Raw genomic sequence first — 14,354 nt, 5'->3', positions numbered from 1 at the left:
GTCATGGAGATGCTCGCGCCGTACACCACGCTGCACCTGGGAGGCCCCGCCCGAGACTTCGCCGAGGCCACATCGGCGGAGCAGCTCGTCTCGCTGGTCGCGGAGGCCGACAGGACCTCGACCCCCACGCTGGTGCTCGGCGGGGGAAGCAACCTCGTGGTGGCCGACGAGGGCTTCGACGGGCTGGTCATCAAGGTCGCCACCGAGGGCGTCACGTTCACCCGCGACGGTGAGCAGATCGTCGTGACCGCCGAGGCCGGCGAAGACTGGGACGCCCTGGTGGCCCGCGCGGTCAGCGAGGGCTGGTCGGGCATCGAGTGCATGTCCGGCGTGCCGGGCCAGGTCGGCTCGACGCCGATCCAGAACGTCGGCGCCTACGGGCAGGAGGTCGCCCAGACCGTCCGGTGCGTGCGGGCCTACGACCGGCTCACCCGGCAGGTCGTCGACATCGAGGCGCGGCAGTGCGGGTTCTCCTACCGCGACAGCGTCTTCAAGCGCGACCTCTCGCGCTACGTGGTGCTCGCGGTGACGTACACGCTTGAGGTGTCCGGGCTGTCGGGGCCGCTGGCGTACGAGGAGCTGGCCCGCAGGCTCGGCACCGAGGTGGGAGGCCGGGTGCCGCTCGCCGAGGCCCGAGAGGCCGTGCTGGGGCTGCGCAGGGGCAAGGGCATGGTGCTCGATCCCGGCGATCCCGACACGCGCAGCGCGGGCTCGTTCTTCACCAACCCGGTCCTGACCGCCGAGCAGGCGGCGGAGCTGGCGGTCCGCGCGCTGGGGCATCCGCAGTGGGAGGTGCCCGGCGGACTGGTCAAGGTGCCGGCCGCGTGGCTGATCGAGCAGGCGGGCTTCGCCAAGGGCTACGAGCGCGGGCCCGTACGCATCTCGACCAAGCACACGCTGGCCCTCACCAACCCCACCGGCGCCGCCACCACGCGCGACCTGCTGGCCCTGGCCAGGGAGGTGCGCGACGGCGTGCGGGAGAAGTTCGGGGTCACGCTGGTCAACGAGCCGGTGATGGTGGGCTGCACCCTGGGGGAATAGCCACGGGCGGGCTGCTGTTAGGGTGTTCTGGAATTACCGAAGGGGAGTAGTCCCAATCGTGTGATCGACACACTGGCGCCTCAGGGCGCCCGGTCATGCGGGCCTTCGCGGGCGGACGAGACCTTCGGCCTGGCAAGCCATGTTGACGAGGCGTTGCCGGGCCGAACGTCGTGCCCGAAATCCCCTGGGTGCCGCGCTTCCGGTCCGGTCGCGCGGAAGGGGACCCCCTCTCTTGGAAGCGTTCTGGATCAGTCTCGGCGCGATCTTCATCGCCGAACTGGGCGACAAGAGCCAGTTGATGGCCATGACGTTCGCGACCCGGTTCAAGATCTGGCCCGTGCTGGCCGGCATCACGATCGCCACCACGGCCGTCCACCTGGCCAGCGTCGCCCTGGGCGGGCTGATCGGCACCGCGCTGCCCACCACGGCCATCTCGATCGTGGCGGGGATCGCCTTCCTCGGCTTCGCGGTGTGGACGCTGCGCGGCGACGAGCTGACCGAGGAAGAGCAGAGCAAGGCCCGCCGCACCACCAGGAACGCCGTGATCGCGGTGACCGTGGCGTTCTTCCTGAGCGAGCTGGGCGACAAGACGATGCTGGCCACGATCACGCTGGCCACCCGGCACGACTGGCTGGGCACGTGGATCGGCTCGACGATCGGCATGGTGGCCGCCGACGCCCTGGCCATCGTGGTGGGCCGGCTGCTCGGCAAGCACCTGCCGGAGAAGGCCATCAAGTACGGCGCCGCCGCCGCGTTCGCCGTCTTCGGCGTGGTGATGCTGGCCGAGGCGATCTTCTGAGGCGTTCCGTTAGGTCAGCAGTGACAGGCGGTGGGCCGCGGCGGCGGCCTCGCCGCGCGTCGTGACGCCGAGCTTGGCGAGGATGTTCGAGACGTGCACGCTCACCGTCTTCGCCGAGATGAACAGCTCGGCGGCGATGTCGCGGTTGGTCCGGCCCTGGGTGACCAGGCGGAGCACCTCCAGCTCGCGCGGCGTCAGCAGCTCCGACGGCTCCTGGGCGAGGTCGAGCCCGCCCACCCGGCGGCAGAGCGTCTCGATCTCCTCGATCAGCGGCGTGGCGCGCAGCGCCTCGGCCAGCGGCAGCGCCACTTTCAGCCGGGCCGCGGCGCCCTCCCTGTCGCCGGACCGCGCGCTCATCCCCGCCGCCCTGAGCAGGGCCTTGGCCTGGTTGTGCGGGCGGCGCAGCCGCTCCCACGCGGCCGCGGCGGCGTCGAAGTCGCCCGTGTACGACAGCCGGTACGCCTCCACGACCGGCCCGTCCACCGACAGCCCCGCGGCCACCTCGGCGGCGTGCGCCCGCACGGCGGCGCTGCGCTCAGGCTCGGTCTCCTGGGCCGCGTCGCACACGTTGCGCAGCACCGCGAGCAGCCGCCACGACAGCATGGCCTTGCTCGACCGCTTCGGCTGGGCCAGCACCTGCTCGGCCGCGGCCAGCGCGGCGGCCGGCTCGCCCCGGGTGAGGTGCCAGCCCATGAGCAGCCTGGCGTTGCTGATGATGTCCTGGACGAACTCCTCCGCCCGTGACGTGAACAGCCCGATCTCCGACAGGATGCCCTTGACGAGCGGCATCTCGCCCCTGGCCAGCGCAATGTCGGCGCGGACGCGCAGCAGGGCGTAGCGGGTGCGCAGCACGGGGCCGTGGCTGAGCGCCGTCTCGACGGTCTCGACGGCCTCGTCCCAGCGGCCCAGCGCCTCCAGCGCCTCGGCCCTGTTGTTCAGGATGAACGTGCCGCTGCCGCGCAGCCGCCCGTACTTCTTGGCGACCCGCCAGCCCTCGTCGGCCCGGCGCAGGGCCTCGTCCGCGCGGCCCATGTCGGTCAGCGTGTCCACCAGGTTGCCGATCGCGCGGCTGATGACGCGGCCGCTGCGCTGCTCGCGGCCGATCGCGATCGCCTGCTCGTTGATGACGTTCGTGCTCTCCAGCTGCCCGCGCAGCGAGTGGCCGAGCGCCTGGTTCATCAGCAGGTCGCCTTCGAGGCAGCGGTCGCCGTGCTCCCTGACCCAGCGCAGGCCGTCGCTGATGAGCCGGTCGGCCTCCGCCAGCTCGCCGCGCAGCATCAGGTGGCGGCTCAGCGGGGTGACGACCTCCGCCCAGTCGAGGGTGTTCTCGGGGACGAGCCGCAGTGCGTGCCTGAGGTCGTCGATGACGCCCGGCTGGTTCTTGGAGTTCTTGAACGCGGCCCTGCGCACGATGAGTTGCGACACCCGGGCGGGCTCGCGGGTCTCGTCCAGCTCGGCGAGCGCCGCCTTGACGAACTTGACCCCTTTGTCGACGTCGCCGCCGGCGTTGGCGGCCTCGGAGGCGCGCTCCAGCACGGCGGTGTGGTCCACGCCGGTCAGCTCGGCCGCGTCGGGGACCCGGACCCAGAGCATGAGCACGCGTTCGAGCAGTTGCAGGGCCTCGGTGTAGGCGAACGTCTTGAACGACTCGTGGGCGGCGTCCCAGGCCGACAGCAGGGCCCAGCGGTCGTCGCGGGCGCCGTACCAGTGGTGGGCCAGCTCGACGGCGGCCCTTCCCGGCGGGACGAGCGTGCGGTCCTTGGAGATCTCCTCGGCGTAGCGCGCGTGCAGGCGCTGGTGCTCGCCGGGCAGCAGCTCGTCGTGGACGGCCTCGCGGATGAGCGAGTGGCGGAAGACGTACGCGCGGTTGTCGGCGATCTGCAGCACGTTGCCGGCGATGGCGGGGCGCAGCGCGGTCTCCAGCGCGACGTCCGTCAGGCCGCTGACGGCGGCGAGCAGCGCGTGGCCGACCCGGTTGCCGCCGGCGGCGGCGACGCGCAGCACCCGCTGGGTCTCCTCGGGCAGGCGCTCGACGGAGGCGAGGATGAGGTCCTGCATGGAGTCGGGGAACGTGCACCCCTCGCCGTTCTCCAGCATGGCCTCGACGAACAGCGGGATGCCCTCGCTGCGCTCGTAGACGTTCTCGATCTTGGCGTACTCGGGGGTCCTGCCGAGGATGGCGGTCATCTGCTGGGCGACCTCGTCCCTGGACAGGCGGGGCAGGTCGAGGCGGAGCACGCCCTGCACGCGGCCCAGCTCGGCCAGCACGGGCCTGAGCGGGTGCTGGCGGTGCAGGTCATCGGAGCGGTAGGTCATCACCATCAGCACCTGCGGGGTGCGCAGGTTGCGGCTGAGGAAGGCGATGAGGTCGCGGCTGGAGCGGTCGGCCCAGTGGATGTCCTCGATGACGAGGACCGTGGGGCGGTGGTCCGCGAGGCGTTCAAGAAGGGTGAGGAACTGCTCGAAGAGCCGGGCGCGGCCGGTGTCGGTCTCGCCGTCGCCGTTCGGCTCGCCGAACTCGGGCAGCAGCCGGGCGAGGTCGCGCTCGGCGCCGTCGGGCAGCAGCCCGGTCACCGCGGCCGGGCCCTGCTCCCTGACGAGCTGGCGCAGGGCGGCGGTGAAGGGCGCGTACGCGAGGCCCTCGGTCGACAGCTCCACGCAGCCACCGACGAGCACGTGCGCCCCGCCGGCCGTGCACTGCTCGGCGAAGCGCTGCACCAGCCGGGTCTTGCCGACTCCGGCCTCGCCGCCCAGCAGGACGGCGGTCAGTGTGCCTTTCCTGGCGTCGTCGAGGCTTTCAGATAGAGCCGTCAGCTCCTCTTCCCGCCCGACGAAGACGGGACTGACAGATCGTCCCCGCATGTCATCCAGCATGTCACGCCACATCCGCTGCTATCGACGCTTTTGTCCGGCTGTTGGACACGGTCTCAAGGGGGCTGGGAGGCCCGGCCACGTGGCAGTGGGTGGCCGGGCTCTCGTGCGGCGGTCATGCGTGACGGCGGCGGCCGAAGAGCGAGCGGCGCTCGGACTTGTTGTGCCGCTCGGCGTCACGGGCGAGGCGGTGCTCGGCGGCGGCCGCACGCAGCTCGCGGGCCTGGCTCTTCATGTACTCGAACTCGATCTCGGGATGCATCGAGAATCTCCTGAAATGTCGTGCTTCTTGCTGACATCTTCAAGATTCGGGCTAAGGCCCGGCCCCGCACATCAGGTGGATGCCCTATCTCTCCCGTCGCGCCGCCTCCGGCATACCTAGCCCGGCCGCCTCAGACCTCCCCGCATCCCTAGGACCAGGCCCGGCGTGCCCTAAGGTGATCCGGTTTGGAGGAGGCGGCCCTGGTCGGCGATGCTGTCTAGGTGTCAACTGTGACTACCTCGCTTGCCGGCGTCGCCTCGTCCGACGCGGCGCTGCGAGCATTCCTGCACGGCCTGCCCGGCGTCGACCGGGTCGGCGCCGACCAGCGGGCGGCGATGCTCGGCACCCGATCGATCAAGACCACGGCCAAGGCGCAGGCCATCGACCTCGCCATCTCCATGGTCGACCTGACCACACTCGAAGGGGCCGACACGGCCGGCAAGGTGCGCGCGCTGTGCGCCAAGGCCGTGCGCCCCGGCGGCGACGCCCCCTCCGTCGCGGCCGTCTGCGTCTACCCCGACCTCGTCGCCGTCGCGGCCGAGGCGCTCAAGGGCAGCGGCGTCAAGGTCGCCTCCGTCGCCACCGCGTTCCCCAGCGGGCGCACCTCGCTGGAGGTCAAGGTGAGCGACACCAGGCTCGCCGTGGCCGCCGGCGCCGACGAGATCGACATGGTGATCGACCGCGGCGCGTTCCTGTCCGGCCAGTACATGAAGGTCTACGAGCAGATCGTCGCCGTGAAGGAGGCCTGCGGCGCCGCCCACCTCAAGGTGATCCTCGAGACCGGCGAGCTGTCCACCTACGACAACGTGCGGCGGGCGTCCTGGCTGGCGATGCTGGCGGGCGCCGACTTCATCAAGACCTCCACCGGCAAGGTGTCGCCGGCCGCCACGCCGCCGGTGACGCTCATCATGCTGGAGGCCGTACGCGACTTCCGCGAGGCCACCGGCCGCCAGGTGGGCGTGAAGCCCGCGGGCGGCATCCGCACGTCGAAGGACGCCATCAAGAACCTCGTGCTGGTCAACGAGACCGCCGGCGACGACTGGCTGACCCCCGACTGGTTCAGGCTGGGCGCCTCCTCGCTCCTCAACGACCTGCTCATGCAGCGCGAGAAGCTCGCCACCGGCCGCTACGCGGGCCCCGACTACTTCACCCAGGACTAGACGATGTTCGAATATGCACCGGCACCCGAGTCGCGCGACGTCGTCGATCTGAAGTCCTCCTACGGGCTGTTCATCGACGGCGAGTTCGTCGACGGCTCAGGGCCCTCGTTCAAGACCGTCAACCCCGCCACCGAGGAGACGCTGGCCGAGGTCGCCACCGCCTCGTCCGACGACGTCGACCGCGCCGTGCAGGCGGCGCGCAAGGCGTTCGGCGTGTGGAGCGCCCTGCCGGGCGCCGAGCGGGCCAAATACCTCTTCCGCATCGCGCGGATCATCCAGGAGCGGGCCAGAGAGCTGGCCGTGCTGGAGACGCTCGACAACGGCAAGCCCGTCCGCGAGTCGCGCGACGTGGACCTGCCGCTGGTCGCGGCCCACTTCTTCTACTACGCGGGCTGGGCCGACAAGCTGGAGTACGCCGGGTTCGGCACGCCCAAGCCGCTCGGCGTGGCCGGCCAGGTCATCCCCTGGAACTTCCCGCTGCTCATGCTGGCCTGGAAGATCGCCCCCGCGCTGGCCTGCGGCAACACGGTCGTGCTCAAGCCGGCCGAGACCACGCCGCTGACCGCGCTCGCGTTCGCCGACATCTGCCGCCAGGCCGACCTGCCGCCCGGCGTGGTGAACATCGTCACCGGCGCGGGCGAGACCGGCGCCGCCGTGGTCGCGCACCCCGACGTCGACAAGGTCGCCTTCACCGGCTCCACCGAGGTCGGCCGGATCATCGCCCGCACGGTCGCGGACACCGGCAAGAAGCTGACGCTGGAGCTGGGCGGCAAGGCCGCCAACATCGTGTTCGACGACGCCGCCATCGACCAGGCCGTCGAGGGCATCGTCAACGGCATCTTCTTCAACCAGGGCCACGTCTGCTGCGCCGGGTCGCGGCTGCTGGTGCAGGAGTCCGTCCAGGAGGAGCTGCTGGCCGCGCTCAAGCGCCGGCTCGGCACGCTGCGGCTCGGCGACCCGCTCGACAAGAACACCGACATCGGCGCCATCAACTCCGCCGACCAGCTCGCCAAGATCCGGCAGCTCAGCGACCTGGGCGAGACGGAGGGCGCCGAGCGCTGGTCGCCCGCCTGCGAGCTGCCCGAGCGCGGCTACTGGTTCCCGCCGACGCTGTTCACCGGGGTCGCGCAGTCCCACAGCATCGCCAGGGAGGAGATCTTCGGGCCCGTGCTGTCCGTGCTGACCTTCCGCACCCCGGCCGAGGCCGTCGAGAAGGCCAACAACACCCCGTACGGGCTGTCGGCCGGCGTCTGGACCGAGAAGGGCTCGCGCATCCTGTGGATGGCCGACCGGCTGCGCGCCGGCGTGGTGTGGGCCAACACCTTCAACAAGTTCGACCCCACCTCGCCCTTCGGCGGCTACAAGGAGTCGGGCTACGGCCGCGAGGGCGGACGCCACGGGCTGGAGGCCTACCTTGACGTGTGAGTACCGCAGGCCCCGCCGCAGGAAGCTGCGCGCCCAGGCCACCAGGGGGCACGCCTACGCCAGGGCCGGGCGGCCCGTACGCACCGGCTGGTACGCCCACCGCTGCGGCGTCAGCCGGTGCGGCCAGGTCTTCGTGCCGGTCCAGATGTCGCAGGAGTCCACGTGGAGGGGTCGGGGCGATGAGTAGGTTGTCCGTCAGAAAGACCTACAAGCTGTACATCGGCGGGGCCTTCCCGCGCTCCGAGAGTGGGAGGTCCTACCCGGTGACCTCGGCCAAGGGCGACTTCCTCGCCAACGCCTCGCGGGCCTCGCGCAAGGACGCCCGCGACGCCGTGGTGGCCGCCCGCAAGGCGTTCCCCGGCTGGTCGGGGGCGACGGCGTACAACAGGGGGCAGATCCTCTACCGCGTCGCCGAGATGCTCGAAGGGCGGCGCGCGCAGTTCGCCGACGAGCTGGGCGGCACCAAGCGGGCGGCGCTGGAGCAGGTCGACGCGACGATCGACCGGCTCGTCTGGTACGCGGGCTGGTCCGACAAGATCGCCTCCGTGCACGGCGGCGCCAACCCCGTCGCCGGCCCCTACTTCAACCTGTCCACCCCCGAGCCGACCGGCGTCGTCGCCGTGGTGGCGCCCGACGACCCGCTGCTCGGCCTGGTGTCGGTGGTCGCGCCGGTGATCGTGACCGGCAACACCTGCGTCGTGGTGGCGTCCGAGCCGTCCCCGCTGGCGGCGATCACCCTGGCCGAGGTGCTCGCCACGTCCGACCTGCCCGGCGGCGTGGTGAACATCCTCACCGGGCAGCGCGCCGAGCTCGCCCCCTGGCTGTCCGCCCACATGGACGTCAACGGGCTCGACCTGACCGGCGTCTCCGACGCCGAGCTGGCGCTGAGCTGCGAGCAGGCGGCCGCCGAGAACCTCAAGCGGGTCTCGCGGCCGGTCCAGGAGGACTGGACGGCCGACCCCGGGATCGGGCGTATGACCCGCTTCCTGGAGACCAAGACCGTCTGGCACCCCGTCGGCATCTGACGCTCACGCGGCGGGCCGCCCATCCGGCCGTTGAGGGCCGCGCGGGCCGTCCGCTGCCTGTGCGCTCCTAGCGGGCGAAGCCCGGTGGGCTGAGCGTTGGGTGTGCGGCCTGGAGCTGGGCGGCCAGTCCCAGGAGGTGGGGCTCGCCGCCCGGTGGGGCGACGATCTGCACGGCGATCGGCAGGCCGCTCGAATGGGTGGCCAGCGGCACGGCGACGGCGGGCCAGCCGCACATGTTCCACGGCCCGGTGGCGGGCGCGTAGGCGACGTTGGTGAGGGCGTTGCGCAGGAAACCGCGCTCGCCCCACCGTTCCGCCTTGGGCGGGATGCCGGCCAGCGCCGGTGTGACGAGCGCGTCGGCCCGGCCGAACCACTGGTCGGCGCCGTAGCCGCTCCAGCGCTCCCGGCCGCGCACGCCGTCCAGCTTGAGCGCCGCGAGCACCCGGCCCGTCCTGGCCAGCCCCTTGGTACGCCGTTCGAGCCGCTGCCGGTCCAGCCCTTCGACCGCCTCGGCGGCCCTGACCAGCCAGGTCGCGATCGTGCTCGGCCCCAGCCAGGCGGGCAGCGACCGTTCGTGCTCCACCACCGTGTGCCCGGAAACCCGCAACGTCTCGGCGGCGCCGCGTACCGCCGCCTTGAACTCCGCGTCCACCCGCAGCCCCGGCGGCAGCGGCTGCGGCGCGTACGCCACCCGCAGATCGAACGGCTCAGGGCTGTCGGGCGGCGGCTGCGGCTCCCACACCTCGTCGTCGTCCGCCCAGACCGAGCGCAGCATGCGCGGCGGCGGCTCCACGCGACGCCCGGCACGCCACGCCTCGGCCAGCGCCGGATCGGCGGCCAGCACGGACAGCGCGAGCGCCAGGTCGGCGGCGGTCCGCGCGATCGGGCCGTTCTCGGTCAGGTGGTCCCAGTCGTTCACCGGCGGCGGCACCAGGCCGAGACCCGGCTTGATCGCCAGCACGCCGCAGCAGGCCGCGGGGATGCGTAACGAGCCCATGCCGTCGTTGCCGAGCGCGATCGGCACCATGCCGGCCGCCACCGCCGCCGCGCTGCCCGAGGAGGAGCCGCCGGCCGTGCGTTCGGGGTTCCAGGGGTTGCGGACGATGCCGTACGCGCTGTCGCCGAACGCCACCAGCCCCAGCTCCGGCAGGTTCGTCAGCCCGACGATCAGCGCGCCCGCCGCCCGCAGCCGCGCCACCGTCTCGTGATCGTGCGGCGCGGGGGCCTCGGACGTCGCCGCCGAGCCGCCCCTGGTGGCCTCGCCCGCGACCTCCAGGTTGTCCTTGACCGCCACCGGCACCCCCGCCAGCGGCAGGTCGGCCAGGTCGCGCCGCTTCTGCAGGGCCCGGGCCTCGTCCACGGCCTGCTCCCTGACCAGCCGGAACGCCCCGATGCCAGGATCGCGCCGCGCGATGACGTGGAGGTGCTCCTCCACCACGGTCGTGGCCTTGACGTCACCGCTCCTGACGGCCGCCGCGATCTCGATGGCGGACTTTCCTGCCCACACCATGGTTAGAGTGTGCAGCTTTTCACTGATCGTTGCGAGGATCGGTAGGGTCCTTGCACGTGAACGGACCTTCGCTTGCCCTCCGCCAGCGCTCCCTGGGCGACCTCTCGGCCGAGTTCCCGCTGTTCCCGCCGCTGACGCGCGGCTGCCCCAAGACCAGCACCGCCGAGCTGGCCTACCCGCTGGAGGTGGTCTACGACTACGCGAAGGTCGACAGAGACCTGTTCACCGGGCCGCCTGGCCCCGACATCGCGCGCTGGTCGCCGCTGCTGCCGCCGCTCGACGCGCCCACGCTGGGCGAGGGCGGCACGCCGCTGATCACGTTCGGTGACGTGCACATCAAGGACGAGTCGCGCAACCCGACCTGGTCGCACAAAGACCGGCTCAACCGGGTCGCCGTCAGCGCCGCCGTGGCGTCCGGGGCGCCGGGCGTGGTCGTCGCCTCCTCCGGCAACCACGGCGCCTCCGCCGCCGCCTACGCGGCCAGGGCCGGGCTGCCCGCGATCGTGCTGGCCTCCGCCGACTCGCCGCCCGCCGTGCAGGCGTTCGTGCGGTCGTACGGCGCCAAGGTCGTCTCCGTGCCGGTCGAGGCGCGCTGGCCGCTGCTCCGGCAGGTCGTGGACGAGCTGGGCTACCACCCCGTCAGCAACCAGACCGCTACGCACACCGGGCATCCGTTCGGGCCCGAGGGCTACAAGACGATCGCGTACGAGCTGTTCCTGCAGCTCGGCACCGTCCCTGCCGCCGTCTTCACGCCCACCGGCTACGCCGAGCTGCTGTACGGCGTGTGGAAGGGGTTCGCCGAGCTGCGGCTGCTGGGGGTCGCCGACCGGACGCCGCGGATGTTCTCCTGCGAGACGGCCGCCGGCGGGCCGCACGCCAAGGCCCTGGCCACCGGCGCCCCCGCGGCCGTCGTCGGGCTGGGGCCGACGGACGCGTACGGGGTGGCCTGCTCCGTCGGCGGGCACCGGGGCGTGGCGGCCGTCCGCGACAGCGGCGGCGACCCGGTCCTGGTCACCGACGAGGACCTCCGCCTCGCCCAGCGGGATCTGGCCCGTGCCGGCCTGTGGCAGGAGCTCTCCGGAGCCGCCGGCCTCGCCGGCTACCGCCGCCTGCGCCGCGACTTCGACGGCCCCGTGGTGTGCATCGCGACCTCCAGCGGCTTCAAGGACGTCGGCGTGGCCACCGAACGCCACCCCGCCCTCGAAGAGCCGACCTTGGAGGACCTCATCCCCTGAGCTTCACGGTTTGTGCCAGACCCGGAGGGGGCCGGTGGTGGTGAAGCCGTGGGTGAGGGCGTCTGAGGGGTCGATCTCGTAGCCGGCCAGCGGGCGGCCGGGGAACAGGTGGGCGGCCATGGCCGTCACGCCCTCCCAGGCCGAGCTCGGGCCGAACACGTTCGAGACGCCCACCACCGGGCCGGTCGAGGTGAGGACCGCGCCCTCGGTGACGGCGTCGCCGGTGCGGGCGTACACGATCGTGGCCCCCGGCTCTTCGAGGAGGGCCGGGGTGAACAGGTCGGTGAGGTCGCAGGCGCTCGCCCAGGCGGCGAGTGTGGCGGCGTCCTCCACCACCTGCCAGGTCGTCTCCGCCGGGCCGGGGGCCGGGCGGTGGATCCAGTGCGCCTCGAACAGGACCTCGAAGCCCGGCAGGTCGAGCGTGGCGAAGCTGTCCTTGACCGAGGCGCCGGAGCCGGCGTCGATGTGGGGCAGCACGTCGGTGGCCGTGGCGAGCGGGGAGAGCGTGACCGCGTCGGGGTAGAAGGGCGGGGTGCGGACGGGGTTCGTCCACGCCACGCCGGCGAACATGCCGGGCCTGCCGTGCGCGCGGCACATCAGGTCACACCAGGCGGCGTTGTCGCGGGCCGCCGCGATCACTTCGTGCGGCGCGTCGGCTGAGCGGTGAGGGGGTCTTCCGGCCATGGGTGCTTAGGGTAACGACCGCGCATTTCCGCCCGTACGTGCCGGTAGCCCTCACGCCAGAACGACGCCAGGTCCGCCGTCACCGCCAGCGGGCGGCCCGCGGGGGAGAGCAGGTGCACGAGGACCGGCACCCCGGCGATCCGCGGGGTCTCCTGCCAGCCGAACAGCTCCTGCAGCTTCACCGCCAGCACCGGCTGCTCGCCCGAGTAGTCAATGCGGATCTTGGAGCCGGTGGGGACCTCGATGCGTTCGGGAGCAGTCCGGTCCAGGCGTTCGCTCCACGGGATGAGGCGTTTGAGTGCGCTCGCCACGTCGATGCGTTCCAGGTCGGCGCGGCGGCGGGCGCGGGACAGCTCGGGCTCCAGCCACTGGTCGGCCAGGTCGATGAGATCCTTCATGTCGCCGGTCGGTGGCCAGGGGGCGCCCAGGGCCCGATGGCAGAAGGTCAGGCGGTCTCTGAGGTCTTTGGCGGCCTTCGTCCAGGTGAGGACGTCTTCGGTGCGCAGGCCGTACAGGATGGCCTCCCGTACGTCGGCGTCCTTGAGCGGGGTGGCGGTCAGCTCGATCGCACCCATCCGCTCCACGCGGCGGGCCGACACGTCGCCGCGGCGCTCGCCCGGCGGGACCTTCCAGGCGACCTCGTCCTCGACCGTCGTTCCCACGGCCATGCGGGCGGTGGCCTCGTCGATCGCCACGGCCTGCCTGATGCGGGCCGACGCCGCCCCTGCCGGACGGTCGGCGACCGCGATCGCCAGCCACTCGGCGCTCCCCAGCCGCGAACCCTCGGGCAGCTGGGCCTGGGTCCCCGACACCATGAGGTACCCCCCACCCCGCCGCCGCGCCACCCGCTCAGGAAACGCCAACGCCACCGCCAACCCCGCCACCTCATCCTCGGACCTCCTCGCGGAAGGGGTGGAGGAGCGGTGGAGGCGGCGGGTTTCCTGCTTCCAGCGGGTGGCGAAGGGGGTGTTGGCGCGGCGGGTGGTGCGCCAGACGTGCACCAGGTCGTCCGACGCGTCGCGGGGGAGTTGTTCCGAGAGCAGGGCGACCACCTCGGCGGCTTCCTGGCCGAGGTCGAGGAGGGCGCGGGCCAGGCGTGGGTGGACGCCGGCCAGGGCCATCCGCCGCCCCCGCTCGGTCACTCGCAGGCCCGCTTTGCCGGGTTCGAGGGCGCCGAGCATGGTGAGGGTCTCGGTGGCGGCGGTGAGGGCCGCGGGCGGGGGCGGGTCCAGGAGGGCGAGGGCCTTGGCGTCGGGGGCGCCCCAGCAGGCGGCCTGCAGGGTGAAGGCCGTCAGGTCGGCCAGGGCGATCTCCGGGCGGGGGTGGTCGGCCAGGCGGGCGTGGTCGGCCTCCGTCCAGCAGCGGTAGACCGTGCCGGGGGCCTCGCGGCCCGCCCGGCCCGCTCGCTGGGTGGCCGCCGCCTTCGAGGCTCTGACCGTGGTGAGGGAGCCCAGGCCGCGGGAATGGTCGGTACGCGGCTCGCGCGCCAGCCCGGAGTCCACCACCACGCGTACGCCGGGGACGGTCAGGCTCGACTCTGCCACCGACGTGGCCAGCACCACGCGGCGGCCCGCTCCGGGGGTCAGGACGGCGTCCTGGACGTGGGCCGGGGCCTGGCCGTGTACTTGGAGGACCTGGTCCACGTCGCCCGCCAGCTGCCCGGCCACCCTGGCGATCTCGGCGACGCCGGGCAGGAAGCACAGCACGTCGCCGTCCCGTTCCGCGAGGGCTCTGCGGACGACCGAGGCCACGTGGTTGAGCAGCGCGGGGTCGACGCGCAGGCCGTGGGGCGGGGCGACCGGGCGCGGCGGAGGGGCCCAGATCGTCTCCACGGGGTGGGTGGCGCCGGTGGCGGCCACCACCGGGCCGCCGATCAGCCGCGCCCACGGTTCGGCGTCGGCGGTCGCGGACGTGGCCAGCAGGCGCAGGTCGGGCCGGAGCGTGTCGCGTACGTCGAGGAGGAACGCGAGCGCGGTGTCGGCGTCGAGGTGGCGTTCGTGGCACTCGTCGAGGATGACCGCGTCCACGCCGGTCAGCTCCTGGTCCCGCTGGAGGCGCTGGAGCAGGACGCCGGTGGTGACGACCTCGACCATGGGGTTGGCGCCTTTGTGGCGTTCGCCCCTGATCGTGTAGCTCACGCCCATGCGGCGGGCCGCCGCGCGTACGGCCAGGCGGCGCGGCTCGGCCACCAGCACCCGCAGGCCCGCCTCGGCCAGCGCCGGCGGCACCACGGTCGTCTTGCCGGTGCCGGGCGGCGCGGTCAGCACCGCGCTGCCGTGGCGTTCGAGCACGGCGAGCAGCTCGGGCAGCACGCCCCTGATGGGCAGGTCGGTCTCAGGCAC

General features: G+C 72.8%; 12 protein-coding genes. 7 read left to right on the top strand and 5 right to left on the bottom strand.

All coding sequences use genetic code 11. The annotated features are described in order from the left end of the window. Positions 1-3 precede the first annotated feature (3 nt). The gene (locus AB0K28_RS27355) at positions 4-1,041 is read left to right on the top strand and encodes a UDP-N-acetylmuramate dehydrogenase (protein WP_364375441.1); all 1,038 of its coding nucleotides are present in this window, start codon (positions 4-6) and stop codon (positions 1,039-1,041) included. Positions 1,042-1,273: 232 nt separating this feature from the next. Beyond that, positions 1,274-1,840: a TMEM165/GDT1 family protein gene (locus AB0K28_RS27350; protein WP_345394878.1), complete on the top strand. Its 567-nt coding sequence runs from the start codon at positions 1,274-1,276 to the stop codon at positions 1,838-1,840. Positions 1,841-1,849: 9 nt separating this feature from the next. Here AB0K28_RS27350 and AB0K28_RS27345 read toward each other — a convergent pair whose 3' ends face one another. Then, positions 1,850-4,702 (bottom strand): AAA family ATPase, encoded by a 2,853-nt coding sequence (locus AB0K28_RS27345; protein WP_345394881.1) that lies wholly within the window; start codon positions 4,700-4,702, stop codon positions 1,850-1,852. Positions 4,703-4,826: 124 nt separating this feature from the next. Next, positions 4,827-4,973: a hypothetical protein gene (locus AB0K28_RS27340; protein WP_345394884.1), complete on the bottom strand. Its 147-nt coding sequence runs from the start codon at positions 4,971-4,973 to the stop codon at positions 4,827-4,829. A 230-nt stretch (positions 4,974-5,203) separates the two neighbouring features. Here AB0K28_RS27340 and deoC point away from each other — a divergent pair, with 230 nt between their 5' ends. The 4 genes from deoC to AB0K28_RS27320 are packed head-to-tail and all read left to right on the top strand — an operon-like array spanning position 5,204 to position 8,583. After that, positions 5,204-6,133, top strand: a complete 930-nt coding sequence (deoC, locus tag AB0K28_RS27335; RefSeq protein WP_364375436.1) for a deoxyribose-phosphate aldolase — start codon at positions 5,204-5,206, stop codon at positions 6,131-6,133. Between the two features lie 3 nt (positions 6,134-6,136). Further along, positions 6,137-7,558 carry an aldehyde dehydrogenase family protein gene (locus AB0K28_RS27330; protein ID WP_364375433.1) on the top strand — a complete coding sequence of 474 codons (1,422 nt, stop codon included), beginning with the start codon at positions 6,137-6,139 and terminating at the stop codon, positions 7,556-7,558. Next, positions 7,548-7,745 carry a hypothetical protein gene (locus tag AB0K28_RS27325; RefSeq protein WP_355416814.1) on the top strand — a complete coding sequence of 66 codons (198 nt, stop codon included), beginning with the start codon at positions 7,548-7,550 and terminating at the stop codon, positions 7,743-7,745. The genes AB0K28_RS27330 and AB0K28_RS27325 overlap by 11 nt, the downstream gene beginning before the upstream one ends. Beyond that, entirely contained in the window at positions 7,738-8,583 is an 846-nt protein-coding gene (locus tag AB0K28_RS27320; RefSeq protein ID WP_364375430.1) for an aldehyde dehydrogenase family protein, read from the top strand. Before AB0K28_RS27325 ends, AB0K28_RS27320 begins: the two co-directional genes overlap by 8 nt. Positions 8,584-8,650: 67 nt before the next feature. On the opposite strand, the gene AB0K28_RS27315 is transcribed toward AB0K28_RS27320, so the two are convergent. Beyond that, positions 8,651-10,093, bottom strand: coding sequence for an amidase family protein (locus tag AB0K28_RS27315; RefSeq protein WP_364375428.1), 1,443 nt, complete (start codon positions 10,091-10,093; stop codon positions 8,651-8,653). 56 nt (positions 10,094-10,149) lie between these two features. Between AB0K28_RS27315 and AB0K28_RS27310 the strand changes: the two genes are divergently transcribed. Continuing rightward, positions 10,150-11,328, top strand: coding sequence for a pyridoxal-phosphate dependent enzyme (locus AB0K28_RS27310; protein ID WP_364375425.1), 1,179 nt, complete (start codon positions 10,150-10,152; stop codon positions 11,326-11,328). 3 nt (positions 11,329-11,331) lie between these two features. On the opposite strand, the gene AB0K28_RS27305 is transcribed toward AB0K28_RS27310, so the two are convergent. Then, positions 11,332-12,012: a hypothetical protein gene (locus AB0K28_RS27305; RefSeq protein WP_364375422.1), complete on the bottom strand. Its 681-nt coding sequence runs from the start codon at positions 12,010-12,012 to the stop codon at positions 11,332-11,334. Next, positions 11,964-14,354, bottom strand: coding sequence for an ATP-dependent helicase HrpB (gene hrpB, locus AB0K28_RS27300; RefSeq protein ID WP_364375419.1), 2,391 nt, complete (start codon positions 14,352-14,354; stop codon positions 11,964-11,966). Before hrpB ends, AB0K28_RS27305 begins: the two co-directional genes overlap by 49 nt.

This window comes from Nonomuraea sp. NPDC049504, assembly GCF_040676845.1.
Lineage (GTDB): Bacteria > Actinomycetota > Actinomycetes > Streptosporangiales > Streptosporangiaceae > Nonomuraea > Nonomuraea salmonea.
The sequence above is the reverse complement of the archived record's forward strand: the minus strand, read 5'-3'. Positions and strand labels throughout refer to the sequence as shown.

Excerpts from the sequence above, each read along its gene's own strand:
- AB0K28_RS27330 (WP_364375433.1), top strand. The coding sequence starts at position 6,137 with ATGTTCGAATATGCACCGGCACCCGAGTCGCGCGACGTCGTCGATCTG.
- AB0K28_RS27340 (WP_345394884.1), bottom strand. The coding sequence starts at position 4,973 with ATGCATCCCGAGATCGAGTTCGAGTACATGAAGAGCCAGGCCCGCGAG.
- AB0K28_RS27345 (WP_345394881.1), bottom strand. The coding sequence starts at position 4,702 with ATGCGGGGACGATCTGTCAGTCCCGTCTTCGTCGGGCGGGAAGAGGAG.
- AB0K28_RS27305 (WP_364375422.1), bottom strand. The coding sequence starts at position 12,012 with ATGGCCGGAAGACCCCCTCACCGCTCAGCCGACGCGCCGCACGAAGTG.
- AB0K28_RS27315 (WP_364375428.1), bottom strand. The coding sequence starts at position 10,093 with ATGGTGTGGGCAGGAAAGTCCGCCATCGAGATCGCGGCGGCCGTCAGG.
- AB0K28_RS27320 (WP_364375430.1), top strand. The coding sequence starts at position 7,738 with ATGAGTAGGTTGTCCGTCAGAAAGACCTACAAGCTGTACATCGGCGGG.
- AB0K28_RS27355 (WP_364375441.1), top strand. The coding sequence starts at position 4 with ATGGAGATGCTCGCGCCGTACACCACGCTGCACCTGGGAGGCCCCGCC.